Genomic DNA, 24,070 nt, shown 5'->3' with positions numbered 1-24,070 from the left:
GCCTTGGCGTCAATCGTGGCTGAGCTCCGTTTGCTCCGGTGTGCCGATAGTAGGAGAAGTTTCTGCGGGGCCGGTTGGTGGCGTAGCAGCCTTTCTGCACTTTGTAACAACCGCTGCTGTGGGGACTTCAGTAGGTCCGGAGTTCTTTGCTTCCATAGCTGGACAAGCTGAGTGTGGCGGCAGGTCGGCTGGGGGTGATCCGTGTTTCACTCTCACACTGGGCATTGTGGAATCGACGCGGTCAGTTCAGGCGGTGCGCCTGGCAGCCGAGGTCGAGCGTTTGCGGGTTCGTTGACCTGTCATCGTTCCTGCGTTTGCAGTCGGTAGGACGTACCTGTCTTGAAGGCGATTACTGCTCCGATGGTGGCTCCGGCGGGGGCGACTGCTTGCCAGGCCATTCCTTCCGGTGCTGCGGTCTTCGTCTTGGCGACCGAACTCGGCAGGCCGATGAGGCCGCCGCCGATGACGATGTCGTTCTGGTCGACGACGAGGACGCAGTCAGCTCTCGTTCCGCCGATGGTGGCCCAGCCGCTGAGGAGTGTGTCCCCGGTCAGCGGGGTGCCGATTTCTCCGCGCGTGTCCCCGGGTTCCGTGCCGCCGGGGAGTGGCGCCGCTGTGGGCAGGTGGCTGCCGAGTTCGGGGCCGCCGCAGCCGAGGGTGAAGGTGTCGTTGAAGGGGTAGGCGCCGAGCGATCGGGCGGCGGGTGCGGCGGCGCGCTGGATGTGCAAGGTGTCGAGGACGGTGGGTGCGTCGACGCGCAGGGCGGTGGCGGCGAGGTTGAGGGGGCCGTAGTCGTTTCGGACGCGATCGGCTTTGGCGCCGCCGATGGCGTGGGTGACGAGTGCGACGGTCACGGTGGCGACGATCAGCTGCCGTAGTGGCCATTGTGGACGGTTGATCGCCGTCAAGGCCAGCAGGGCGCTGGTCGCGAGTGCGCCGATGATGACGTACCGGCTGATCAGTCCGACGTTGCCGCCGGGGACCTGGTCGGTCGTGCGGCCCATCGCGAGCATGCCTGCGAGCAGGATGGCGTAGGTGGCGACTGCGATCCAGCCGGCGACCTGTGGATTCGCTTTGCGGGCAACATGAATCAGTGCGGCGATGGTGAGCCCGCCGGCGATGATCGCGACGACGGCGATGTCGGCCGACCACAGCCCACCGAGTGCGGCGGCGAGGACGGACAGCCTGCCGTCGGGGTCGAATGCCGATGTGGCCAGCGAGTGTTGATCGGAGGGTTTGGTCAGGAACCACGCCGCGACAACGACAATGCCGATCCCGCTGGGGATCAGGACGCGTAGGCGGGAGTCCTTGCGCAGCCAGGCGATCAGGGCCAGGACGAACCAGATCGGTAGTGCGGCGCCGAAACTGAGGCAGCCCAGCGCCGCGGCGGCCCCCGCTATCCAGCTCTTGCCGCGGTGCGCGCAGGCGATCGCGAGCACACAGAAGAAGACCGCCGGGATCCAGCTGATCCCGTTGGTGCCCTGCAACCACAGTTCGGCCGCGTGGGAGCTGAACAGTAACCACGAGAAGCCTGCCAGGACGACGGATTTCGTAGTGGCGGACAGGGATTCCGGGAGCATCGAGTACAGGCAGGCGACGATTCCGGCCATGAGCAGCACCGTGAGGATGGTCAGGATCCGGTTGTCCCCGCCGAACCACGCCGCGTCGGCCCAGAACAGCAGTGATGGCAGGACGAAGGGCTGATCGAGGTGGTAGGTGAACACCTGACCGAGCAGCAGATCGCCGTTGTCGTCGGTGATTTTCGCCAGTACATGCCAGTAATCGAGCAATACGTGCATTTTCGGTGCTCGCACGGCGGTGAACAGAGCCAGCCCGAACGGGACGACCGCGAACAGCCACAACGCGACCAGACCGGGTCTTCGCCACTGACGGTGCGTGGGGCGCGAAAGCTCATCCGGGTCCGCGGGGCGAGCTGGGGCGTACTGATTCACGGATCTCCTGCCGGGGTGGGGTGAGGTGCGCCGTCCGGAAGGTTGAGCGGTTTGCTCAATTTGGCTCCGGAATGACTATGAGCAGTGTCTTTACGGGACCTGGCGGCGCTTGGCAAGAGTGAGGTTCACCTCAGACGGTGATGTAACGACCACGTGTGGTCGTGACGATCAAACGGCTCGGTCGGGCGGGTCAAACCTCTCGATCACGCCCGGTCCCCGACAGGCCGAGGCGAGACTGCGTCGATGGCGTTCGTCGTCGTGAGGGATGGGGGTGGTGCACACCGCGGCATGTGGGGCGATGGCACATCCACACGGGTAAGAAGCGGACGGCCAGGCGGGTCTTCCGGGTCTGGAGGAAAATATGAGTGACCCGGTCGAGGTGATCGTCTTCCGCGATGAGCCCGGCGAGTTCGCCGAGATGGCACCAGATTTCGTCGCCCAGGCTGACGTGCCTCCGACCTTCGAGTCGCTGGCGGTGCAGTGGCCGGAAGCCGCTGGCGTCGAGGAGAAGCAAAGATTTCTGAGGTTCGTGGCCACCGCGACCGGCGAAGGCCGGTCACGGGTGGCCAGGCCCCTGGGGAAGCTTGAATCGGACACCGAAGCTGACGGGCTGGCGTCGTTCTTGGGAGCGGTCGATGGCGATTCGTGGTGGGTCGGCGACGTGGCCATCGAATTCGATGCAGGGGACTCGACCGAGATGATCTGGTTTCCTGGTAGCGACGGCGTGTTCCTGCACATCGGGGCGGCAGCGAGCCTGCTGGACTTCACAGTCATCCCGGCATTCCATGAGATCGCCATCGTCCTCGACTGGCAGCTCACAGTGCAGTGACCTCGCTGCCAGTGAGGTACGCGCGGAGCGCTGACCTGCGGTTATCGAGAACCCGCTGGTCGGCTGGCGTAGTTGTTGGCTGTTCGATGCGGTTCGGCGTCGTTGGGTGCAGTTGTGACCGGCGCTGTGCTCCAGATCTGCTCCAGGAAAATTGGTGTGAGAGCTCAGGGTGGCTGAACGACAAGACGATGATATTCGAGTAGGGACAGTCCCTCAGCCTGCGAATCGGCAGTCGGCAACCGGCTGATCAAGAGTCGGCACCTCGGCGTGTCGGACGGTGTCGAGTGATGCCGAACAAAGACTGTTTCAGACCTCTCGAACGCCTCTCGGGCTCGCGAATGCCGGGTTCTGTCGCTTGGCCCGCCAGCCTTGGAACGCTACCTCGTCAGGTTGTGCGGACGATGCTTGTACAAGAGCGACGCGATCCGAAAGTGTCGGTGGCGATCTCCTGCCCACTCGGTCGGTTTACTTGATCAAGAGGCACGTCCGCGACGCGTCCGCTTCGGTGGTCCCGATGGTGAATCCGAGCCGCACTTTCGCTGTGCGCGCACCGCCGCCCTGCACATGGACGCCGAGCGCGGTGCAGACGATCTGATCGATCCCCAACGGCGACACCTCTCTGCGCGTCAGGGGAAGGTTGAGCTGGATGAGTTCGAGTTCGGTCGTCACCGTGACCCGGGGGGAGCGCGGACAGCGCGATTTCGGTGTGCAGGCCCTGGCCGGGAGCGGCTCCGCTGAACAGTAGCGCGAGCGCGTCGGCGATCGAACCCAGTCTGCCGCTCCTGCGCTCATCGGGCTGCAAGCGCTGCTGCGCGTCGACGAAGTACAGCGTCACGCCGGGCGCGACTCCGGTCGGGGCGTCACCGCCGGGTGTCGGCCCGTCCGGGCTCACGCCGCAGCCCGCGAGCAGCGAGCAAGCGGCCAATGCTCGAAGAAGTTTCACCTGGCCTCCGGATTCCGGGGGCAGCTCGAGGACAAAGCGGGCGCCGGCGCCCGTGATGTCGTACGCGTCGAGGTCGCCGTCGTGCGCGCGGGGGTTCTCCTTGGCGATCGCCAAGCCGAGCCCGTTGCCAGGGGTACGGGCGCGCCCGGTGTCGGCCTTGTAGAAGCGATCGAATACGTGCGGCAAGACCTCTTCGGAGAGCCCGCGGCTGTGGTCGGTCACCTCGACGTACACCTTGGCGGCGGACGTGGAGACGCGCACGCGGACGGGTTGCGCACCGTGGCGCAGGGCATTGCCGACGAGCACGCAGGCAGCGGTGCACGGCGTCGGCGACGTCGAATTCCTCCAGCCGTAGCTGAGCCGTTCCGGCGTCGAACTGGGAGATCCCCATCAGGTCTTCGACGAGGTTCACGAGCCGGTGGGTTTCGGTGATGGCCAGTTGCGCGGATTCCCTGGCATCGGGCTCCATCCCGTCCGTGGTGGTCGCGAGCACTTCCACCACCGCGGTGAGGGTGCTCAGCGGGGTACGCAATTCGTGGGAGACGTCCGCGGCGAACCTCTTGGCGTCATTGCGCATCCGCTCCATCGTGGTCATCGACGTCTGCACGGACTCGGCCATGTCGTTGACGGTCATGGTGAGTTCGGCCAGTTCGTCGGCGCCCTTCGGTTCGGTGCGCGCCCCGAGGTCGCCGCGGGCACGGCCTCGTCGCGCCGTCGAGCTCGGTGGAGAACACGCCCTGGTAAAGCAATCACAAGGCGTTCACTTCCTGACGGGTGATGTTCCGGGCGCGATACTGTGGCCTCCATGACTCCAGCGAACCGCCCGGACAAAGTCCACTTGAGGGCGTTCACCGAGGCAGACCTCTCCTTTCTCGACCGCCTCTGCGCGGATCCTGATGCGCTCGGCGAGTTCGACTGGCCCGGGTTCGGTGATCCGAGGGCACGTCGCAAGCGATGGGAGATCGACGGGTACATCTCCGCCGAGTCCGCGGCGGTCGCGATCGCGCGGGCCGACGACACGGTCATCGGCATCACCACCTGGAAGCCCCGCGGCTTCCCCTCGGGTGTCACCTACGAGATCGGCGTGGGGGTGCTACCCGAGCATCGTGGACAGGGGGTGGGCACGGTGGCGCAGAGGCTGCTCGTGGACTACCTGTTCGGCCGCACGACCGCGAACAGAATCGAAGCCCTCACCAATGGCGGTAACCTCGGCGAGCAGAAAGCCCTCGAACGCCTGGGGTTCCGCCGGGAAGGGGTCATGCGCGGCAGGTCCTTCCTGCACGGCGAGTATGTCGATGTGCTCGTCTACGGTCTGCTCCGCTCAGAGCATTGTCCCGGAACGCCATGAGCACTCCTCCCAACCTGTTCAGAGTGAGGTTGGGAAAGGCCTGGAACCATGACCGCGTCCACTTCTGGAAAGGGGATGGTCATCAGGGCCGTCGGGCCAGCAGTTCCGACACCGTGACGAAGCGGTAGCCGAGTCCGCGCAGCCGCTCGACGAGGGGGACCACTGCCTGTCTGGTCGTGGCCCGGCTCTGATACATCCCGTGCAACAGGACGATCGAGCCTGGCCGGACGTGCTCGACGGTGTGCTCGACGATGCCGGAGGCACTGGCGGCCACCTCGGGGTAGGAGTCCGGTTCGACGTCCCACATGATCGTGCGACGCCGGTGATCGGCGAGGTAGCGCGGCAGGGCCAGCAGCTTCTTGCCGTGGGGCGGCCGGAAGGTGATCTCGCCGCGGTAGCCGGTCCGGCGGATCAGGGCGTCGGTGCGCTCGATCTCGGTGGCCACCGTCTCGGCGGACACGAAGACCATTCGCCCGTGGGAGTAGGAGTGGTTGCCGACCTCGTGGCCTGCTGTGGCGATCCTCGCGCCGAGGTCCGGGTTTCGTTCGAGTTCCCGGCCGGTCAGATAGAAGGTGGCGGGAACCCCTGCGGCAGCCAGGCTGTCGAGAAGCCCGACAGCGCCCGCGGGATCCGGCCCGTCGTCGAAGGTGAGTGCCACGACCTTGTCCGGCACGTCGACCCGGTGGGTGAGGCCGCCGTAGAACTGGAAGGTCCGTGCGTTGACCAGCAAGTCGAGGCCGTAGGCCGACGCTGCCAGCACGACCGCGACGATCAGGCCGATCACCACGCCCTTGCGACCACGCGGGGAAGAGGGGAGGAGGCGCATCCGGCCAGCATGGCCAATCACCCGTCCTCCGGTGGAAGCAGGTGGCGTGCTCATCACGGATAGGTCACGACCGCGAGGACGGGGCAACCTCGTGTGGTTCGCGACGTGCTCCGTATGAAGATCGAACTTTTTACTGGAGGGACCAATGGGGTTGAAGTTTCGAGCGCGGCTGGTAAGAGCGGCGGTCGTCGGCGTGATCCTCGTCGGGGGAGGGATCATGGCGTCGTCGCCGGCCCTGGCCCAGGAGCGAACTCAGGATCAATGCGCCTGGACGCCGTCGTATCTTCCGTTGCCGGCGGGTGTGACGAGCGGGTCGGTGAGCGCCGCGGGCTCGAACGGCTACTTGGCAGGCCAGGCGCCCGACGGAAGGGTGCTGCTCTGGCACAACGGCCAGCCCGTCGCCGTGAACGCGCCGGTCAGCACGTCCATCAGCGTTGCCGGGGTCAACGGCAGCGGCGAGATCGTCGGGTACGACGGGCGTTCGAGTTCGGCTTTCGTGTACCGCGACGGCTCGTTCCAGACGCTTCCCGCCCCTGCGGGAACCGTCACGTCCGCCACGGCGATCAACGACTCGGGTGACGTCGTCGGCAGTGCCTACAAGTTCCCGGATCCCTATCGCAGCGTCGTGTGGAAGCGGAGCCAGCCGGGCGCCTACCGGATCATCGCCGACGATGTGGCGATCGGCATCGACAACGCGGGCAGCGTGGTGACGGAGAAGGGTTCGGTGTGGTCCCCGGACGGCACCACCCGCGGGCTCGCCGGTTCGCCCAACCTCCAGGTCCAGGTCTTCCAGGGCGGTTACGCGCTCGGCCAGGCGTTCGGGGACTACACCGGCCTGCACAAGTGGGACACCACGGGGAGTCTGGTGCACCGGTACGAGGCACAGGACCGCCCCACTCCGAGGAGCGTCAACTCCCATGGGCTGATGGTCGCTTCGTACACCCCGGTCGGCGGCACCGAACGGGAGCTGGGTGTGTGGCGAGGGGCCACGTTCCTCGGAAACATCACCGCCGAACGGAGGGTTCGAGTGGTAACGGAGACCGACGAGCTCGCCGGGCAGCGCGCTTCGGCGGACGGTCAGACCTGGCTGCCCGCCACCTGGAAATGCTCCTGACGAACCAGGTCCGCGAAGACATTCCAGGGCAGCGCGCTGTCATGGTCGTTCATCGGGCCTCCAGATCCGGCGTCTGAGTGGAAGCGCGCGTTTCGTTGTCATCAACGGCTGGATTCGGCCGCGAATCTGTTTTTGGCGGGCAAAAAGGGGCGAGGTGGTGGCTCTGGCGGCGGGGAGCCACCACCTCGCGGTCTCAGATGTAACCGTTCGCCTCCATCGCGGCGACGACGGTGCGGAATCCGGCGATGTTGGCGCCGATGACGTAGTCGCCGGACAGCCCGTGTTCCTCGGCGGTGCTGAGGCATTCGGTATGGATGTCTTCCATGACCTTCCGGAGAGTCCGGTCCGTGTGGTCGAAGGTCCAGCGGTCGCGTGCGGCGTTCTGTCTCATCTCCAGGGCGGAGGTGGCCACGCCGCCTGCGTTGGCCGCCTTGCCCGGCGCCAACGCGACGCCCGCTTCGCGGAAGATCTGCACGGCGGCAGGAGTGCAGGGCATGTTGGCGCCCTCGGCGACCGCTCGCACGTCGTTCTTGACCAGTCTGAGCGCGTCCTGTTCGTCGAGTTCGTTCTGGGTGGCGCAGGGAAGAGCGACGTCGCAAGGCACGTCCCAAGGGAACTCGCCGGGGAAGAATCGCGCGGACGGTACGTGTTCCGGATAGGCGGACAGCCGTTCGCGGCGGGTGACCTTGAGGTCTCGGAGCACCTCGAGATCGATCCCGGCCGGGTCGTGGACATAGCCACCCGAGTCCGAGCACACGACGGGTACCGCACCGAGTTCGCGGAGTTTGGCGATCGCGTGAAAGGCGACGTTTCCGGATCCGGACACCACGGCCGTGTAGCCGTCGAGGGACTCTCCTCTGGCTGCCAGCATCGCCTGAAGGAAGTACACGGTGCCGTACCCGGTTGCTTCCGGGCGCGCGGGGATCCCTCCGAGTAAGGGGTCCTTGCCCGTCAGCGTGCCGGAGTCGTAGCGATTGGTCAGGCGCTTGTACTGACCGAACAGGTAGCCGATCTCGCGTGAGCCGACGCCGATGTCACCGGCGGGTACGTCGGTGGCGGGACCGATGTGCCGATGGAGTTCGGTCATGAATGCCTGGCAGAAGCTCATGATCTCGGTATCGCTGCGGCCGGTCGGGTCGAAATCGGATCCGCCTTTACCCGCACCGATGCCGAGGCCGGTGAGGGCGTTTTTGAAGATTTGTTCGAAGGCCAGGAACTTGATCGTGCCGAGGGTGACGTCGCGGTGGAACCGCAGTCCGCCCTTGTAAGGCCCCAGGGCCGAGTTGAAGCCGACCCGGAAGCCGCGGTTGACCTGGACACGCCTGGAGTCGTCGGTCCAGACGACGCGGAACATCAGTTGCCGCTCCGGCTCGCACAGCCGTTCGAGAATCGCCGCGTCGCGCAGTTCGGGGCTGCGGCGCAGCACGGGCTGGATGGCGTGGAGGACTTCGTAAACGGCCTGGTGGAATTCGGTTTCGGCCGGGTTCTTCCGGACGAACGCCTCGTACAACGTGCTCGAAACGCTGTCTAGGGTCATGACTGTCCCTCCACGTCAGGGCAGGATGGGCGGGTGGTAGGGCAAGGTCGCTGACAGCAACGTCAGCAACCCGAGCACGATCGGGAACAACGCGATGAGGTAGACGAACGTGTAGCCGACGATGTCGCGTGCCTTGAGGGAGAGAACCCCGAGCAACGGCAACATCCAGAAGGGATTGATCAGATTGGGCAGGGCCTCGCTGGCGTTGTAGATCTGCACCGTCCAGCCGAGGTTCACGTGCGCGTCGTTCGCGGCCTGCATGACATACGGCGCCTCGATGATCCATTTACCGCCGCCTGAGGGGATCACGAAGCCGAGCACCACCGAGTAGACGCCGATCAACAGCGGAAACGTGGTGTCGTTGCCCGCGGAGGTGAAGAGCGCGGCGAGGTGATGGGAGATCGACGTGCCGGCACCGTCGGTCGCCTTGGTCATGATCGCCGCGATACCGGCGTAGAACGGGAATTGGATCAGGACACCGCCGGTGGCGGGGACCGCTTTGGTGACCGCGGAGAGGAATCGGCGGGGGCGCCAGTGCAGCAGCAGGCCGAGCGTGAGGAACAGCAGGTTGTAGGTGTTGAGGCCGGAGATCGCGACGATGGGGTCGTTGCCGGCGAACTCCTGAACAGCCCAGCCTCCGACCAGGGCGACGACGACGATCGTCAGCAGCGGGCTGTACTCGAGCCATTCGCCGGGGCGTGACCGAGGAGTGTCGTCCTCGACGGGATCACGTGGGTCGATGCCCAGGTCAGCCGCGGTGCGAGCGGCCGATGCCCGGGGAGCCGTCAGGAACGCGACGATCACGCACACGACCACGATGACCGCGGCGAGCAGGAGGGATTGCCAGCTGAAGATGGTCTCTCGGAAGGGGATGACGCCGGTGACCGGGAGCAGCGATTTGGGGATACTGGCGGGGTTGGCCTGGAGTTGCGCGGCGGAGGAGCTGAGACCGAGCGCCCAGCTCCCGCCGAGGCCGAGATAGGCGGCGGCGGACGCGGCCCGATAGTCCATGCGCAGGTCGTGCCGTTCGGCTAGCCGTCGTACCAGAAGCGCGCTGAAGATGAGGCTGAACCCCCAGTTCAGGAGCGCTGACAGCAGGCTGACCGCGGCGACCATGGCGATGGCCGCGCGCGGGTTGCCGGGGACGCGGGCCAGCCGGGTGATGGCTTTGCGGACCGGCCCGGCGGTGGCGACGACGTAACCGCCGATGGCGACCATGGCCATCTGCATGGTGAAGGGGATCAGATCCCAGAACCCGTCCCCGAACACGGTGGCGACCTTGGCGGGTGACGAACCGATCCCCATCGCGGCGACAGCGACGACCGCGACGGTGAGCAGCGCGAAGACGAGTGTGTTGGGGAACCATTTTTCGGACCAGGCCGCACTGCGGGTGGCGATGCGGGCCAGACGGCCGCGGGGCGGCTCGGTGATGAAGGGTGAATCGGACGAAGTCATGCGGAGCTCCCAGGGGTCAACCGGCCGGCTGGACACGGCTGCGATGGACGAGGGCTGCGGCCGCCAAGTCGGCCAGCGCTGTTCCCACTGCCTTGAACACGGTGATCTGGCGGTCATCCCCGCGGCCGAGTGCTTCCCGTCGGCAGAGCTGCGGGAGGGTGGCCGCTACGGCATCGCGGGTGATGATGCCGTCGAGGAGGGGCTGGGTGAGGTCGCCGGACTCGTCGAGTGCGATCTCGCTGTCGATGTACAGCGATCCGCGGGTCAGGCAGGTGTCGTCGGCTTCGCGCATGTCCCGGCGGAAGCTGCCGACGAGGTCGAGATGCGTGCCAGGGGTCAACAGCTCACCTCGGATGATCGGGCTGGTGGCGAGTGTGGCGCACGAGATCACGTCGGCCCGGGGGATCGCCGTGTCGAGGTCGTCGGCGACATGGGCGTCCACACCGGACTCCTGGAGCCTGGTGACCAGGGCGGCGGCGGCTTCGCGACGCTGGTCGTGCACGAGGACGGTGCGGATGCCGAGTACGGCCGCGTGGGCCTCGGCGGCGAGCGATCCGATATGGCCGGCGCCGACCACGAGGTGGACGCGGCTGTCCGGACGAGCGAGGTAAGAGGAGGCGAGTGCCGCGGTGGCGACCGTGCGCCGACGGGTCAGTTCGTTCCCGTCGATGACCCCGAGGTGTTCCCCGGTGTCCGCACTGGCGAGAACGTAGGCCGAGGACAGCGCGGGGCGGCCACTCGCACTGTTTTCGGGGAAGACGTTCACCAGCTTGACTCCGAGCAGGCCACCTGGGCGCCAGGAAGGCATCAGCAGCAACGTGGAGCCCGCCGTCTTGTCGATCTGGTGGTGGTGGCGTGGGGGAGTGGTGGCCCCGCGAGCAAGACCTTCGCGAAGGGCGGGAATCAGCGCGCCGAAGGGCAATGCGGCGGCGGTTTCCTCGGCGGAGACGGTGTACACGGCGGTCCTTTCTCTTTCACGCGTCGAGCACAAGGTCTGATGTCGGCACGGATTGACAGGTGAGGCAGTGGTCGTCAGGGAGATCCTCGGATGGCGTGACGAGATGCGAGACCGTCCCGTCGAGCACGGGGACCGAACAGCTCTCGCACTGGCCGACGCGACAGCCGCTCGGCATGGAGATCCCGTTCTTCTCGGCCAGCTGCAGCAGCGTGCCGTTGGACTTGGCCCAGGTGATCTCACGTCCGGTACGGGCGAACCTCACGATTGCGGTGGCGTCATCGGGAATCCGTATCGGCGCGGGTCTCGCGTGGAACTTCTCGCTGAAGATGTCGAACCGCGGGACTCCCCGTGCGACGAGGCCGGCGGTCGCCTCTTCGAGCATGGTCTCGGGTCCGCACAGGTAAAAGCGCGCACGTTTGCGGATCAGTGCGGCATCGACACTTTCGGCCGATATCCGCCCGCGCGCGTCATAGCGGTCTTCCGGGGCGGGCCGGCTGTAGTGATCGACGACGCGGACTGTGGGAAGTACCGCGGTGAGCGCGGCCAGCCGTTCACGGAACGCGTGGTTCGCGCTGTCCCGGTTGCCGTAGTGCAGGACGACCTCGGGTGCGGTCGTGGGCAACTCGGCGAGGGTTTCGAGATAGCTCAGGAACGGAGTGATGCCGATACCGGCGGCCAAGAGCACGATCGGTCGCGAATGGACGAGCGGGATGGCGAAACCACCGGATGGTGGCGTCACCAGCACCCTTTCGTCGGGACGTAGTCGCTCGTGGACAGTCGGGGAGAAGCGGCCGCCGTCGACCCGTCGTACCGCGAGCGCGTACGTGGTTTGTGCTTCCGTCCCGGCCCCGATGAGGGAATAACTACGGGTAAGGCCGGGATCATCGCGCCAGGCCACCGTTATGTGCTGCCCTGCGCGGAACGCCGGCAGCGGGCCGTCATCGGCGGGACGCAGTTCGACGGACATGATCTCGTCCGTTTCGAAGGCGGTGTTCTCGACCACGAATTCCCGCTGGGCCGTCCAGGGTGCGAGCTCGTCCGCCTGGATGTCGCAGAACGTCGAGCGCAAGCCTATGGAGCCACTGATCGGGTCGCGTGCCTCGTCGCCGATCAGCAGGTTGTAGTTGGTGCCGCCGTCGTCGAGTGGGTCCGAGCCCGGCAATGCCAGGTCGGGCGCGGGTTGCCACCAGCCGTATTCGGCGACGACGACGTCGCGGTGCAGCGCCGGGTCGATCCGCGCCCGCATCCGGATGGTGGCTCGCGAGGTCGTGATGCTGATCCATTGCCCGTCCACGATCCCGCGGTCGTGGGCGAGCTCGGTGCTCAGCTCGACGGTCGGTTCGGGGAAACGCTTCCGTAGCGAAGAAATCCCGTGGTGCTGGCTATGGCAGAAGTAGCCGTTCTTGGCGCAGGTGAGCACGAGCGGATACCGGGGATCGGGTGCTGGTGGGTGCGCGTCCGGAACGGGTGATCGCCCGTACTCGGCGAGCCGCTCGGAGTACAGCTCGACCCGACGCGTGGGCGTGGCGAACCCTGCCACGGACCCATTCCCCGACTCCTCGGCGTATTTGCGGTGGCGGGTCCTCAGCGGCAGGTCGATTCCGCCGGGCCGGTGACGGAGTTCTTCGACGGTGACGCCGAGCGGGCCGAGCTGGTGGTCCCAGCCGTCCTCGACGTGGCCGCCGAAGAAATCGTCCTCGAATCCAAGCCGGACCGCCAGGTCGAAGACGACCTCTGTGTCCGAACGCGATTCGCCGACAGGGGCGGTCATTCGTGGTCGCAGCTGGACTCGTTCCTGGGCGGCGCGAGTGATCTCGAAACCCACCTTGATCGCCTCGTGTTCCCAAGGCGTCTGCACGGGAAGAAGAAGGTCCGCGACCCGCGAGGTGGGGTTCTCGAACAGGTCGAGGTGAACGCCGAAGTCCAGGCTGCGCAACGCTTCCGCGGTCCGCCGTGGATCAGGTTGCGACAGCAGGAGGTTTCCGCCGAACGAAACCAGTGCGCGTACCGGGTAGGGCTCGCCTTCGAGGACCGCGTGGCAGAAGTCGCGTGCGTTGATCCAGCCCTGTGCCGGCGGGCCCAGCGGGAACCGGTCCAGTCCCAGAGCCTTGGCTCGTTGCGGCTCGCCGAGCTGATCGGGCGAGGTGACCGGGTTGACGGGAAGCTTGGGCAGGATCACGTTACCGCCCGGGGCATCGAAGCTGCCGGTGAGCGCGTAGAGGGTGGCGATCGCCCGCTCGGTTTGCGTGGCGTTCGTGTGCTGGCCGACGCCGGACCACGCGGCGTAGGAAACCGACTGAGCAGTGGCCAGTTCCGCGGCGAAGGCTTCGATGGCGGCAGGGTCGACCGTGGTCACGGCCGCGGTCCGGTCCAGCGGCCAGGCACCGCACGCCTGGGCGTAGTGGTCGAACGCCGGCACGCAGTCCACCGGCCCGGTCCGGGTGGCCACTCGTCGACGTCCCGTCAGAGCGAAACGTTCCGGTCGGGAGGCCGCCTGCGTGGTGTCGAACGGTTCGGGGCGTCCCGCCGGTTCGTCCCACACCACATAGCCGGAGAGCTCGGGATCGACGTCCTTCGCCTGAAGGAACCTGCCGGTGTCGATCCGGACCAGCAGCGGTCCGTTGGTCCACGCCCGCACGAACGCCTCGTCGTGACCTCGCGTGGAGAGCAACTGCTCGGCGACTCCGAGGGCGAGGGCGCCGTCGGTCCCGGGTCGAACTCGCAGCCAATGGTCGGCTTGGAGCGCGCTCGTGGACCGTCGAGGGTCGATCACGACGAGTTTCGCCCCTCGGGCGCGTGCTTCGGCCAGCGCCGCGGACTGAGCCAACCAGGACTTCGCCGGGTTGTGACCCCACAGGACAGCGAGATCGGTACTCGCGTAGTCCGGGACCGGCAGTCCGCTGCCGAACGTGAAGGCGTGCGCGAAGTCCTTGTGCCAGTTGCAGATCTCAGTCGAGTACAGCGTGTTCGGACTGCCGAAGCGCCGGATGAACCGTTCCACCCAGTCGATCGAATCCGACATCGGTGTTCCGCTGGGGGAGGTCACGGAGAAGGCGACCGCCTCTGCTCCATCGCGTGCCCGGATCGTGCCCAGCCTTTCGGCTACCTCGGTCATGGCTTCCTCCCAACCGATCTCTCGCCAGCGCGGGTCGGGATCGGATTTGGGGGTGGTCCGCCGCAGAGGACTGCGCAAGCGTTCGGTGGAGTGCACGAGTTCGGGAGCCGCCCTGCCTTTCGGGCAAAGGGCGGCCCCGGTGGGGTGCGTGGGATCCGGCCGGGCACTGACGAGCAAACCGTTGTCGACCGTGTAGACCGCTCCGCACCGCGAGCGGCACAACGTGCAGTAACCCCGCACCTCAGACGCCTTCGTCATAAGTTACTCCTAAGTAACCGGCTACCGGTTACCGTTCACCGGTAACGAGTAAGATGCGCCCGGAGGATGCAGAAGTCAAGCTCTGTGGAACGAAGGGGGTGGGTCTTGACGGAGAACGGAGCGGTTCGCCTGCGGCACACGAGCCTGCGGGACCAGGTTCTCGAGGTGGTTCGGCAGGCGATGGTGTCCGGTGAAATCCGGCCGGGTGACATCTACTCCGCGGCTGCGCTGGCGACGCGACTGGGCGTGTCCAGCAGTCCGGTGCGGGAAGCGTTATTGACGCTGGTCAACCAGGGGCTGATGGAACCTGTGCGGAACCGGGGCTACCGGGTCGTCGCGATGGAGGAGCAAGACCTCGACGAGATCTACGAGATGCGTCAGCTCCTGGAGGTGCCGGGCACGTTGTCCGCGGCTGCGAAAGCGGGGCCGGCGGACCTTGAGCGCCTCGGCGATCTGGCTGGAGAGATCGAGCGTGCCGCCCGCGCGGGGGATGTCGCCAGCTTCCTTGACGCGGACAGGCGGTTCCACCTGGCCCTTCTCTCGCTCGCGGGCAACCGCCGACTGCTGGAGAGTATCGCCAACCTGCGCGACCAGACCCGGCTGTACGGCCTGGAAAAGCTGGCGGAAAGCGGCCGGCTCACCGGAGCGGCCGGCGAACATCGGGAGATCCTCGCCGCGATCGCGGCGCAGGACTGGGACGCCCTGGAGAACCTGATGCACACCCACTTGCGGCACACCCGCGCTGACTGGGCCGCCGGGTGACGCACGTGTTGGCCTGCCGAACGAAGTCGGCAGGCCAACACGGCGGATCTCCGGCGGCTACCTCCGCACCTCGCGGTTATCCGGCCGTGCCCTCGAGGTGTGCCTTGATCAGTTCCAGGCCGGGCTGGATGCGAACCGGGTCTTCGACCGGGTGCGGGCCGGGCGGTTCCGTGTCCGGGACCAGTCGTTCGAACAGTCGGCAGAACAGGGTCGTTCCGTCGCCGAGGTCGAACGTGGTGAAGGTGGCGATCGCGTGCATCGCCGGAGCCAGGGAGCCGTCGTCGAGCACGTCCCGGCCGACCACCGTCCACAGCTTGCCGGGGACCCGCGCCACCACGGTGTAGAGCTTCGGCTTCTCGTTCAGCTCCGGCTGGATGGTCTCGAGCAGTACGTCGCCCATCTCGGCGGGGACGCCTTCGGTGCCGCGTCGCACCTCGGTACCCAGGGCCATCGGCAGCCATTTCGGCAGATTCGACCAGGTGGTCACCCAGTCGTACACGGCCTGGGCCGGTCGATTGATGACGATACGGTTTTCGACGAACCGGATGTTCAGGTTGTCCGGGATCTGGGGGACGTAGAATTCCACCGACACGACTTCTCCTTTTCCGATCAGGCGTGGATTCTTCCGGCGCCTGGAGTCTTGTTCCGATTTCCGGTGACGGGTCATCTCGCCGATCCGGCCGCGGTCACCGGGAGGGTGCGTGTTGTCCGGTCATGAGCGCGGCGAGGTCGTCCGGTTCCAGGAACGACGGCGGCGGGGGCGGGCCCCAGCTGAACAGGCCTTGAGCGCCTTCGAAAACCGCCGGGGTCCAGATCTCGTCTTCGGGGATGCAGTCCATGTCGGCGTAGTACTCGCTGAAGTTCCCCGCCGGATCCTTGAGATACCAGAAGAAGTTGGATCCCGCGTGGTGCCTGCCGAGTCCCCAGACGTGCCGCTCGGGGTCGCCTGCCAGCATCGCCGCCGCGCCCCGTCCGACGTCGTCGATGTCGTCGACCTGCCAGGACGTGTGGTGCAGGAAGTTCACCGGTGCCGCGAGCGCCAGCACGTTGTGGTGATCGACCGAGCAGCGCATGAAGGCGCCTTTGTCCCCGATGTAGTCGCTGACCTTGAAACCGAGTCCTTCGGTGAAGAACCGCATGGTGGCTTCGAGATCGGTCGTGCCCACCACGCAGTGGCCGAGTTTCCTGGGCCGGATCGGGTCCTCACGCAGCACTCCGGGCGCGCGGCCGAACCGCTCGATGCGGCCGGGCCCGTTGTAGGGGGTGGCCGGGACGGGCCGCTGCGCGATTCTCGGCGCGATCTCGACGCGGACGGTGAACCCGGAAACCGGCTCGATCGCGGTGACCGCGGTCCCCTCTGCGCGGCCCGCCACGCCGAGGCGGGTCAGCCGCGACGCGGTCCGCGCGACGTCGTCGAGGTCGTCGACTCCCACCCCGAGTTCGAGCACCCGCCGGGACACGGCGTGCCGGACCCGCAGCTGCTCGCCCCCGTCGCGAGTGCTGAAGGCCCCGTCGCCGAGGTGAGTGAGGCCGAAATCGGCGTAGTAAGCGATGGTTTCCGCGACGTTCGGGACTCCCATGGTGACCCGGGTGAGGCGGTGCAGACCCATGTCAATCCTCCTGCGCGGTAACGAATGTCTGGCGCATCTCGCCGATGCCTTCGATCCAGCTGACGAGGCGTTCGCCTGCCCGCAGGAACCGCTGCGGCGTACGGCCCATGCCCACGCCCGCCGGGGTTCCGGTGAAAACGAGATCGCCCGGATACAGGGTGATGGTCCGCGACAGCGCGGATACCAGACGGGCGACCGGGTAGATCAGATCGCGGGTGCGGCCGTCCTGCACGGTCTCGCCGTCGACCGCGCAGCCGAGCGCCAGGTCGTCCCGGTCCGCCAGCTCGTCCGGCGTGACCAGCCACGGGCCGACCGGCGCGAAGTTCGGGAACGACTTGCCCAGGCTGAACTGCGGGGCGGGACCGGCCAGTTGCGAAACGCGCTCGGAGAGGTCCTGCCCGATCGTCACCCCGGCGACGTGGTCCCACGCCTCCGATTCCGCGACGCGGATGGCGGTCCGGCCGATGACGGCGACCAGTTCCACCTCCCAGTCCACCTTGCCGCCTGAGGGCAGCACGACCTCCGCGTCAGGACCGGTCAGCGCGGAGACGAACTTGGTGAACGTCGGGGGAAGTCCTTCCGGTGTCTCGAAACCGGACTCGGCGGCGTGGGTGTCGTAGTTCAGGCCGATCGCGACGATCTGCCGCGGGGTGGGCGAGGGAGAACCCAGCTGCGCGCGGGTGAAGACGACGCCGGGTTCGGTGGGCGGCTGTCTCGCCCAGGCCCGGAACCCGTCCCAGTTCTCGTAAACGGACACGAGACCGGGGCCGAACCTGCCGCCCGACGCCGTTTCGATGTCGATTCCGGTGTCGTCGGCGGTCATCAGGACCGCGCGTCCGTCCACATTGGCCAGTTTCATGTTCGTTCCTTTCCCGTTGACAGGGATACGCGCCACTGCGAGTTCATCGCTTCGCCACCGTGTCGCTGTGCGTGGCCGCCGACCGGTAGTCGGTGTAGGTGTAGGGGTTGTCGAGGACCTTGGTGTCGGGGATCTCCGGGTTCATGCCCTCGCGCCAGGCCTGCTCACCGAGTTCGGCGCGCAGGTGGTCGACCGTGGCCTCGACCGCACGACGCGCACCGGCCAGGTCGGCACCGACCAGGCGGTGATCGCGCTTCACGATCCGGCCGTCGACAAGGACGGTGTCGACGTCGGCGCGCTGTGCGTGCAGGACGACGTGTCCGTGCGGGTTCAGCAGCGGTGTCATCGCCGGTGAGTCGTCGTTGCGGACGAGCACGAGGTCCGCCTTCTTGCCGACCTCCACACTGCCGATCTCGTCTTCCAGCCCGAGCGCTCGTGCGCCGCCCCTCGTGGCCCACTCGACGACCTGCTCGGCATGCAGGGAAGCGTGGGTGACGGTTTCACCGCGAGCGTGCGCCTCCTGGTGTTCGTGGGCACGAGCGGCACCCAGCGTCGTGCGCATGGCGGAGAACAGGTCGCCGCTGCAGAGCACGCAGCTGTCCAGTGACAGCGACACCGGGATGCCGTGGGCACGCAAGGCGGTCATCGCGGGATAGCCTTGCCCGGCGCTCTGCTCGCTTTCCGTGGACACCGACACCGACCCGCCGGTCGCCGCTATGCGGGCGTAGGAGTCCGCCGAGAGCGTCGAGGCGTGCACGTACACCGTCCTGGCCTCGCCGTAGCCGCGGCGTCGGCATGGTCGATCGTCTGCAGGCCGTGCGACCAGTCCACGCAGGTGGTGACGCCGGCGTCGAGCGCCTCCAGCGCGCCGAGGAGATTCCCGGCGTGGATGTCCTCCGGCCGGAACTTCTTGCCCCAGTTCAGGTAGTACCACACGAAGTACTGCGTGAGAGTCCAGTCGGCACCGTAACCGCGGGTCGTGGTCTGCCACATGTGCCGGTGGGTGTCGATCATCCCGGGCATGACGACGCCGCCGCGGGCGTCGATCTCGTCGGTGCCGTCGGGAACGACCAGATCGACGCCGATGGCCGCGATCCGGCCGTCCACCACGAGCACGTCGTGGCCATCGAGGACGGTACGGCCGGAATCCATGGTGAGGACCGTCCCGGCACGGAAAACGGTCGGGCGGAGGTCGTTCGTGGGCATCGGTGACTCCTCATGTCGCTGGCAGGCTCGAACCGAATAATTCGAAACTAACCCCAAACTTTCGAAAGTTCAACCTGGATTCGTAAAGTGCTAGGCTGGACGACATGACCAAGAGCGGCGGAGCGACCCGCACCGACGGCATCCACCAGGCGTTGCGCGCCGACATCCTCGCCGGTCGCCTGGTCCCGGGTGACCGGCTCAAGTTCCCGGACCTGGCCGACCGCTACCAAGTGAGCGTCGGTGCCACCCGCGAGGCGCTGACGAGACTGGTCGCCGAAGGGTTGGTGGTGGCCAGGCCGCGTCAGGGTTACCTGGTCCGGCCGCTGTCTCACCAGGACCTGGCCGAGCTGACTCAGGCGCGGGCGGAGATCGAATCCCTGGTACTGGGGCTGTCAGTGCGGGAAGGTGACACACGCTGGGAGGCCGATGCCGTTGCCGCGCACCACCTTCTGGAACGCGCGCCTTATCGCGACCCGGCCGATCCGGACCACCTGACCGACGAGTGGTCGCAGGCACACGCGGTTTTCCATCACGCGCTGCTGGCCGGCTGCCGCAATCAGCGGCTGCTCGACACGGCACGGTCGTTGCGGCAGGAGGCCGAGCTGTACCGGCAGTGGTCGGTATCCCTCGGCAACGAACCCGGCCGCGACGTCGCCGCCGAGCATCGAGCACTACTCGACGCCGCTCTCGCGCGCGACGCCGACCACGCGCAGAACCTGCTGCGTGACCACATCGCGCACACCACCCGGCTGCTGATCAGCTGCGCACCCGATCAACCCGACCAGGCCGGATGAAACAGGGCCCGACCCGGCCTGCAGTCGGACCCTGCTGTCCATTGTGGACGAGTCGCCTCAGAATCGGGGAAGCTCGACGAGGTTGTTCTTCCAGATCCCGTCCGCCCGGGTGCGGAGGAACTTCGGGCCGAAGGTCGGTTTGACGACCTCCACCCCCACCCGGTGGATTCCCTCGTCCACATAGGCTTTCCCGTCGTCGTCTTCGATCCACGCCACGATCGCCGAGACGAAACTCTCGCCGGTTTCGCCGCTGCCGGGGTTGACCCAGCGCAGTTTCGTGACGCTTTCGTGGAACTTCCCGCCTTCGAGCCGCGCTGCGATGATCTTGATGGCCATGGTGCTACCTCTTCGGCTGGGTGTCCTCGAAGTGAACAGGGGTAATGCGTACTCGCCGTCCGTCCGCACCCTGTTACGCCTTCCGGCCGCCGTGCCTCGAACGTTACGAATTCGAGCGTGGAGGTGCCGGGTTCTGAGTCAGATGACGCAGACCGCGCCCGTTCCACCGTGTCAAAGTCCTCGCGCCGGCCGGAACACGAGCCGGAAAGAGAGGGGAAAGAGACATGCTTGCCGCCAAGAAAGCACCGGCCGCCGTCGTGGCCGCGATCGGAATCGCGTTGGCCCTGACCGGCTGCACTCCGGCTCCGCAGGCGATGGAGAAGGCGCCCGTGGCGCCCTCGTCGTCCGCCGCCGACCAGTCCGCCACGGTGGCCTGGATGAACGGGTTCTGCGGCGCCGTCAAGGATTTCATCGACGGTAACAACAAGATGCCCGCTGCCGGTGGTGACACCGTCGAGGCGATCACGAAGAGCACCAGCGACCAGCTCGGGCACTACGCGAGCATCCTGGGGAAGACGGTCGAGGAGCTCAACGCGCTGCCTTCCGCGCCGGTCCCCGCCGCGGACGCGGCCAAGAAGGACTTCCTCGGGAAATACACCGCGGCGCGCGACAAGGTCGTGAAGGCGAAGGCCGATCTGGACGCTGCGAAGAGGAGTGACACGGCCGCGCAGGCCCGCGCTGTCGACGGTCTGATGGCGGCCCAGAAGGACGCGCACGGCGCGCTCGACCCGGTCAAGGCCGTGCTGGACTCGCCGGAACTGACCAAGGCCGCCGCGACCGCCGAACGCTGCCGCCCCTAATGCCTCGTGAGTCGTGAGGACGAGATCTGGAATCGGCCTCACCACTCACGGCTCCTCCTCCAGGATCTTGCGCAGCCGCCCCAAAGCCCGGTGCTGCGCAACGCGAACGGCGCCCGCCGTCGACCCGACCACCCCCGCGGTCTCTTCCGCCGACAGGCCCACGACGATCCGCAACACGACGATTTCCCGCTGCTTGTCCGGCAGGATCCGCAGTAGTTCGCCCATCCGGTCGCTCAATTCGTTGTGCAGCGCTCGTTGTTCCGGGCCGGCGGATTCCGAGACGCCGTCGGGGACTTCGGCGACGGGATCGGAGCGGTTGCGGGCGGCGGCCCGGCGGGCGTCGGCGACCTTGTGCTGGGCGATGCCGTAGACGAAGGCGAGAAAGGGCCGTCCTCGTTCGCGATAGGTGGGCAGTGCGCGGAGGATCGCGACGCAGACCTCCTGCGCGACGTCGTCCGCGGAGACGTACGTCCGCTCCTGTCTGCCGATCCGCGCGCGGCAGTAGCGGATCACGAGCGGGCGGATGGTGGTCAGCAGGTGGTTCAGCGCCCGCTGGTCGCCTCGTCCGGCGGCCGCGACGGATTCGTCGAGGCTGTACCAGTGGGACGGCGCCGCCTGTTCGGGCTCGGCCTCCGCCGGGGCGCCCGGCTCCACCAGCGAGAGTTCCCGGATCATCGCGCGGTTCTTGATCCTGGTCAGGGTGTCTTCGCTGTCGAGGCCGACGCGCAGCGCGTCGATGAAGGCATCGTTGGCGCTGTCCAGGCGGTCGGCGGATTCGGGGTCGTGCTCCTCCAAGCGGCTTCGCGCGTGACGCAAGGTCGCGCCGACGGCCTCGTCCGCGATCCCGAGCACCGCGGCGATCTCGCGCGGTGTGAAGCCGTCCAGCACCCACGCCATGCCGAGCTGCTGGCGTTTCGGCAGCCGCCCCAGCATGGTCAGGACGGACGACGCCTCGTCGGCGAGAACGGTGAGTTTGTCTTCCCGGCCGGCGTCTGCGAAGGCCCAGTCGGCCCGGACCGCGGTCTGCTCCTTCGCCCGCCGGTGCCCGACGCGGCGGACCCACGCTTTCGGCTGGATGATGGACCGCCAGTCCTCGTAGGCGTTGAGCATCGCCTCCGCGGCCGCGTCACGCGCCGGGTCGAGCGCGAACCCCGCCTTGCACAGGAAGCCGGTGAGCAGCGGAAATTCGGCGTGGAAGAACTCGTCGAACCCGTCGTGGCCCATCACCCGCACTCACCGCTCTCAGCCGCCTGACGCGAATGCCCTCACCAGAACAGGTGCAGCGAGCGGGCCGCTGAGTGTAACGATTCGGTCAAGGTGATGTTTGCGGCCCGTACCGGGGCGGCTACCCGGCTGCGAGCGGAAGTCGTTTGACGCGGAAGGGAAAATCGGAAAAAAGGAGGTGATAGGAAATGGAAACGAGGATGGTGGGTGACCTGGGTGAGGCCGCTTGCCGCGGTGAGGATCCCGAACTGTTCTTTCCGGTCACCGAAACCGGTCCCGGCGCCCGGCAGGCTGCCAGGGCGAAGGCCGTCTGTGCCCGGTGCCCGGTCATTTCGGCCTGCTTGGCCTATGCCGTGGACAACGGACTGGCCCACGGCGTTTTCGGCGGGCTGACCGGTACCGAACGGCGCCGCCTGATTCGGGTCGGCAGCGCCGCCTGAAACGACTCGATCGCACGACTGGAATTCCCTGGGTGTCTTTCGTGCGCGCGAAAGAGGGCCCGGTTCAGTGGAACCGGGCCCTCTCTCGTGGTGGATCAGGCGACGGCGTCGGCGGCCGTCTCCTCGGCCAGACGCTCGTTGCCCGACTGGGTCTTGAGCGGCTTGTGCTTGAGGAAGGCGACGGCGACGATGACCAGCAGTGCGATCGGTGCGCTGATCAGGAACAGCTCGCTGGTCGCTTCCCCGTAGGCGTCGCGGACGACGCTCGCGACCGGTTCGGGCAGCGCGGCGACGTTCGGCACCGCGCCGCCTTCACCGCCACCGGGCAGCGGGCCGAGCTTCTCGGTGATCTGCGCGGTGACCCGGTTCGCCAGCACCGCGCCCAGCGCGCTCACCCCGATCGAGCCGCCGAGACTGCGGAAGAACGACAGCGTCGAGGTCGCCGTGCCGAGGTCGTGCGCGTCGACGTCGTTCTGCGACACCAGGACCAGGTTCTGCATCAGCATGCCGACGCCGACGCCCAGGACGACCATGTACGCGCCGAGCACGACGAGGTTCGTCTTCGAGTCGAGCGTGCCCAGCAGGGCAAGGCCGACGGTCATCAGGGTCGCGCCGAGCAGCAGGTGGCTCTTCCACTTGCCGGTCCGGCTGATGAGCTGGCCCGAGACCGTGGAGGACACGAGGATGCCGAAGATCATCGGCAGGCTCAGCAGTCCGGCCACCGTCGGCGACTTCCCGAGCGACAACTGGAAGTACTGCGACAGGAACACCGTCCCGCCGAACATCGCGACACCGACCAGGAAGCTCGCGAGGGTGGTCAGGCTGACCGTGCGGTTGCGGAACAGGCCCAGCGGAAGGATCGGCTCGGCCACCTTCGATTCGACGTAGACGGCGAGGGCGAGGACGACCACGCCCGCGGTCACCAGGCCGACGGTCCACCACGAGCCCCACGCGAACTGGTGCCCGGCCAGCGAAGACCAGACCAGCAGCGTCGAAACGCCCGCCATGATCAGGAAAGCGCCCAGGTAGTCGACCTTCACGTCCCGCCGGATCGTCGGCAGGTTCAGGGTGCGTTGCAGCAGCAGGATCGCCGCGACCGCGAACGGCACGCCCAGGAAGAAGCACCAGCGCCAGCCGAGCCAGGAGGTGTCCACCATGACGCCGCCGATCAGCGGGCCCGCGATGGTCCCGACGGCGAACACGGCACCGAAGATCCCCGAGTACTTCCCGAGCTCCCGCGGCGAGACGATGGCGGCCATGATCACCTGCGCGAGCGCGGTGAGCCCGCCCGCGCCGATGCCCTGCGCGACCCGGCTGGCGATCAGGAGTTCGATGTTGCCCGCGAAACCGGCGACCAGCGAGCCGACGACGAACAGTCCGAGCGAGAGCTGGATCAGCAGCTTCTTGTTGTACAGATCGGAAAGCTTGCCCCAGAGCGGAACCGTCGCGGTCATCGCGAGCAGTTCGGTGGTGACCACCCAGGTGTAGGAGGCCTGCGAGCCGCCCAGTTCGGAGACGATGCGCGGCAACGCGTTCGCGACCACCGTCGAGGCGAGGATGGCGACGAACATGCCCATCATCAGCCCCGACATCGCTTCGAGGACCTGTTTGCGGCCCATCGAGCCCGCCGGGGCCTCCGGTTCTCGTGGCTCGGTCATGGATACGGACATGGGTGTCCCCCTTCGTGTTCCTGTGGAGCCGGGC

20 protein-coding genes and 2 pseudogenes are annotated in these 24,070 nt (G+C 67.1%); 7 read left to right on the top strand and 15 right to left on the bottom strand.

Annotation, left to right across the window (positions count from 1 at the left end):
• Positions 1–299: 299 nt before the first annotated feature.
• On the bottom strand, positions 300–1,952 hold the full coding sequence (locus tag B0293_RS41000; RefSeq protein WP_005166578.1) for a hypothetical protein: 1,653 nt from the start codon (positions 1,950–1,952) through the stop codon (positions 300–302).
• 361 nt (positions 1,953–2,313) lie between these two features.
• Between B0293_RS41000 and B0293_RS40995 the strand changes: the two genes are divergently transcribed.
• On the top strand, positions 2,314–2,781 hold the full coding sequence (locus B0293_RS40995; RefSeq protein ID WP_005166579.1) for a hypothetical protein: 468 nt from the start codon (positions 2,314–2,316) through the stop codon (positions 2,779–2,781).
• A 385-nt stretch (positions 2,782–3,166) separates the two neighbouring features.
• Here the strand turns inward: B0293_RS40995 and B0293_RS44575 are convergent, their stop codons facing one another.
• Positions 3,167–4,030 (bottom strand): ATP-binding protein, encoded by an 864-nt coding sequence (locus tag B0293_RS44575; protein ID WP_245192135.1) that lies wholly within the window; start codon positions 4,028–4,030, stop codon positions 3,167–3,169.
• A gap of 118 nt (positions 4,031–4,148) precedes the next feature.
• Positions 4,149–4,376, bottom strand: a pseudogene (locus B0293_RS44570) (histidine kinase dimerization/phospho-acceptor domain-containing protein); the annotation flags it as partial.
• Between the two features lie 153 nt (positions 4,377–4,529).
• Between B0293_RS44570 and B0293_RS40980 the strand changes: the two are divergent.
• Entirely contained in the window at positions 4,530–5,072 is a 543-nt protein-coding gene (locus B0293_RS40980; RefSeq protein WP_039919642.1) for a GNAT family N-acetyltransferase, read from the top strand.
• Between the two features lie 82 nt (positions 5,073–5,154).
• Here B0293_RS40980 and B0293_RS40975 read toward each other — a convergent pair whose 3' ends face one another.
• Positions 5,155–5,898: a polysaccharide deacetylase family protein gene (locus B0293_RS40975; protein ID WP_052014611.1), complete on the bottom strand. Its 744-nt coding sequence runs from the start codon at positions 5,896–5,898 to the stop codon at positions 5,155–5,157.
• Positions 5,899–6,214: 316 nt separating this feature from the next.
• Between B0293_RS40975 and B0293_RS40970 the strand changes: the two genes are divergently transcribed.
• Positions 6,215–7,012, top strand: coding sequence for a hypothetical protein (locus tag B0293_RS40970; protein WP_005166587.1), 798 nt, complete (start codon positions 6,215–6,217; stop codon positions 7,010–7,012).
• 193 nt (positions 7,013–7,205) lie between these two features.
• Here the strand turns inward: B0293_RS40970 and gdhA are convergent, their stop codons facing one another.
• The 4 genes from gdhA to B0293_RS40950 are packed head-to-tail and all read right to left on the bottom strand — an operon-like array spanning position 7,206 to position 14,335.
• Positions 7,206–8,549, bottom strand: coding sequence for an NADP-specific glutamate dehydrogenase (gene gdhA, locus B0293_RS40965; RefSeq protein WP_005166589.1), 1,344 nt, complete (start codon positions 8,547–8,549; stop codon positions 7,206–7,208).
• 15 nt (positions 8,550–8,564) lie between these two features.
• Positions 8,565–10,004 (bottom strand): short-chain fatty acid transporter, encoded by a 1,440-nt coding sequence (locus tag B0293_RS40960; protein WP_005166591.1) that lies wholly within the window; start codon positions 10,002–10,004, stop codon positions 8,565–8,567.
• A gap of 16 nt (positions 10,005–10,020) precedes the next feature.
• On the bottom strand, positions 10,021–10,962 hold the full coding sequence (gene lhpI, locus B0293_RS40955) for a bifunctional Delta(1)-pyrroline-2-carboxylate/Delta(1)-piperideine-2-carboxylate reductase (protein WP_005166592.1): 942 nt from the start codon (positions 10,960–10,962) through the stop codon (positions 10,021–10,023).
• 16 nt (positions 10,963–10,978) lie between these two features.
• Positions 10,979–14,335, bottom strand: a complete 3,357-nt coding sequence (locus tag B0293_RS40950; protein ID WP_039919644.1) for a molybdopterin-dependent oxidoreductase — start codon at positions 14,333–14,335, stop codon at positions 10,979–10,981.
• A gap of 105 nt (positions 14,336–14,440) precedes the next feature.
• On the opposite strand from B0293_RS40950, the gene B0293_RS40945 reads away from it, so the two are divergent.
• A complete protein-coding gene (locus B0293_RS40945) occupies positions 14,441–15,097 on the top strand; it encodes a GntR family transcriptional regulator (protein WP_005166595.1) in 657 nt (218 codons plus the stop codon).
• A gap of 76 nt (positions 15,098–15,173) precedes the next feature.
• Here the strand turns inward: B0293_RS40945 and B0293_RS40940 are convergent, their stop codons facing one another.
• From B0293_RS40940 to B0293_RS40925, 4 genes and pseudogenes are all read right to left on the bottom strand, one after another.
• Positions 15,174–15,689, bottom strand: a complete 516-nt coding sequence (locus B0293_RS40940) for an SRPBCC family protein (protein ID WP_005166596.1) — start codon at positions 15,687–15,689, stop codon at positions 15,174–15,176.
• Between the two features lie 94 nt (positions 15,690–15,783).
• Positions 15,784–16,707: a VOC family protein gene (locus B0293_RS40935; protein ID WP_005166597.1), complete on the bottom strand. Its 924-nt coding sequence runs from the start codon at positions 16,705–16,707 to the stop codon at positions 15,784–15,786.
• Position 16,708: 1 nt separating this feature from the next.
• Entirely contained in the window at positions 16,709–17,566 is an 858-nt protein-coding gene (locus tag B0293_RS40930) for a fumarylacetoacetate hydrolase family protein (RefSeq protein WP_005166599.1), read from the bottom strand.
• Positions 17,567–17,609: 43 nt separating this feature from the next.
• Positions 17,610–18,772, bottom strand: a pseudogene (locus B0293_RS40925) (amidohydrolase family protein).
• Between the two features lie 104 nt (positions 18,773–18,876).
• On the opposite strand from B0293_RS40925, the gene B0293_RS40920 reads away from it, so the two are divergent.
• Positions 18,877–19,566: a GntR family transcriptional regulator gene (locus B0293_RS40920; RefSeq protein WP_005166602.1), complete on the top strand. Its 690-nt coding sequence runs from the start codon at positions 18,877–18,879 to the stop codon at positions 19,564–19,566.
• A 57-nt stretch (positions 19,567–19,623) separates the two neighbouring features.
• Here the strand turns inward: B0293_RS40920 and B0293_RS40915 are convergent, their stop codons facing one another.
• Positions 19,624–19,902 carry a DUF3892 domain-containing protein gene (locus B0293_RS40915; protein ID WP_005166603.1) on the bottom strand — a complete coding sequence of 93 codons (279 nt, stop codon included), beginning with the start codon at positions 19,900–19,902 and terminating at the stop codon, positions 19,624–19,626.
• 224 nt (positions 19,903–20,126) lie between these two features.
• Between B0293_RS40915 and B0293_RS40910 the strand changes: the two genes are divergently transcribed.
• Positions 20,127–20,702, top strand: a complete 576-nt coding sequence (locus tag B0293_RS40910) for a hypothetical protein (protein WP_005166607.1) — start codon at positions 20,127–20,129, stop codon at positions 20,700–20,702.
• Between the two features lie 45 nt (positions 20,703–20,747).
• Here the strand turns inward: B0293_RS40910 and shbA are convergent, their stop codons facing one another.
• On the bottom strand, positions 20,748–21,926 hold the full coding sequence (shbA, locus tag B0293_RS44770; protein ID WP_005166608.1) for an RNA polymerase sigma factor ShbA: 1,179 nt from the start codon (positions 21,924–21,926) through the stop codon (positions 20,748–20,750).
• Positions 21,927–22,114: 188 nt separating this feature from the next.
• Between shbA and B0293_RS40900 the strand changes: the two genes are divergently transcribed.
• Positions 22,115–22,366, top strand: a complete 252-nt coding sequence (locus B0293_RS40900; protein ID WP_005166609.1) for a WhiB family transcriptional regulator — start codon at positions 22,115–22,117, stop codon at positions 22,364–22,366.
• A 95-nt stretch (positions 22,367–22,461) separates the two neighbouring features.
• Here B0293_RS40900 and B0293_RS40895 read toward each other — a convergent pair whose 3' ends face one another.
• On the bottom strand, positions 22,462–24,036 hold the full coding sequence (locus B0293_RS40895) for an MDR family MFS transporter (RefSeq protein ID WP_005166610.1): 1,575 nt from the start codon (positions 24,034–24,036) through the stop codon (positions 22,462–22,464).
• Positions 24,037–24,070: the final 34 nt, after the last annotated feature.

The organism is Amycolatopsis azurea DSM 43854 (genome assembly GCF_001995215.1).
Taxonomy (GTDB): Bacteria; Actinomycetota; Actinomycetes; order Mycobacteriales; family Pseudonocardiaceae; genus Amycolatopsis; species Amycolatopsis azurea.
The sequence above is the reverse complement of the archived record's forward strand: the minus strand, read 5'-3'. Positions and strand labels throughout refer to the sequence as shown.

Excerpts from the sequence above, each read along its gene's own strand:
- B0293_RS40995 (WP_005166579.1), top strand. The coding sequence starts at position 2,314 with ATGAGTGACCCGGTCGAGGTGATCGTCTTCCGCGATGAGCCCGGCGAG.
- B0293_RS40980 (WP_039919642.1), top strand. The coding sequence starts at position 4,530 with ATGACTCCAGCGAACCGCCCGGACAAAGTCCACTTGAGGGCGTTCACC.
- B0293_RS40975 (WP_052014611.1), bottom strand. The coding sequence starts at position 5,898 with ATGCGCCTCCTCCCCTCTTCCCCGCGTGGTCGCAAGGGCGTGGTGATC.
- gdhA (WP_005166589.1), bottom strand. The coding sequence starts at position 8,549 with ATGACCCTAGACAGCGTTTCGAGCACGTTGTACGAGGCGTTCGTCCGG.
- B0293_RS40960 (WP_005166591.1), bottom strand. The coding sequence starts at position 10,004 with ATGACTTCGTCCGATTCACCCTTCATCACCGAGCCGCCCCGCGGCCGT.
- B0293_RS40950 (WP_039919644.1), bottom strand. The coding sequence starts at position 14,335 with ATGACGAAGGCGTCTGAGGTGCGGGGTTACTGCACGTTGTGCCGCTCG.
- B0293_RS40935 (WP_005166597.1), bottom strand. The coding sequence starts at position 16,707 with ATGGGTCTGCACCGCCTCACCCGGGTCACCATGGGAGTCCCGAACGTC.
- B0293_RS40930 (WP_005166599.1), bottom strand. The coding sequence starts at position 17,566 with ATGAAACTGGCCAATGTGGACGGACGCGCGGTCCTGATGACCGCCGAC.
- B0293_RS40920 (WP_005166602.1), top strand. The coding sequence starts at position 18,877 with ATGACCAAGAGCGGCGGAGCGACCCGCACCGACGGCATCCACCAGGCG.
- B0293_RS40915 (WP_005166603.1), bottom strand. The coding sequence starts at position 19,902 with ATGGCCATCAAGATCATCGCAGCGCGGCTCGAAGGCGGGAAGTTCCAC.
- B0293_RS40910 (WP_005166607.1), top strand. The coding sequence starts at position 20,127 with ATGCTTGCCGCCAAGAAAGCACCGGCCGCCGTCGTGGCCGCGATCGGA.
- shbA (WP_005166608.1), bottom strand. The coding sequence starts at position 21,926 with ATGGGCCACGACGGGTTCGACGAGTTCTTCCACGCCGAATTTCCGCTG.
- B0293_RS40900 (WP_005166609.1), top strand. The coding sequence starts at position 22,115 with ATGGAAACGAGGATGGTGGGTGACCTGGGTGAGGCCGCTTGCCGCGGT.
- B0293_RS40895 (WP_005166610.1), bottom strand. The coding sequence starts at position 24,036 with ATGTCCGTATCCATGACCGAGCCACGAGAACCGGAGGCCCCGGCGGGC.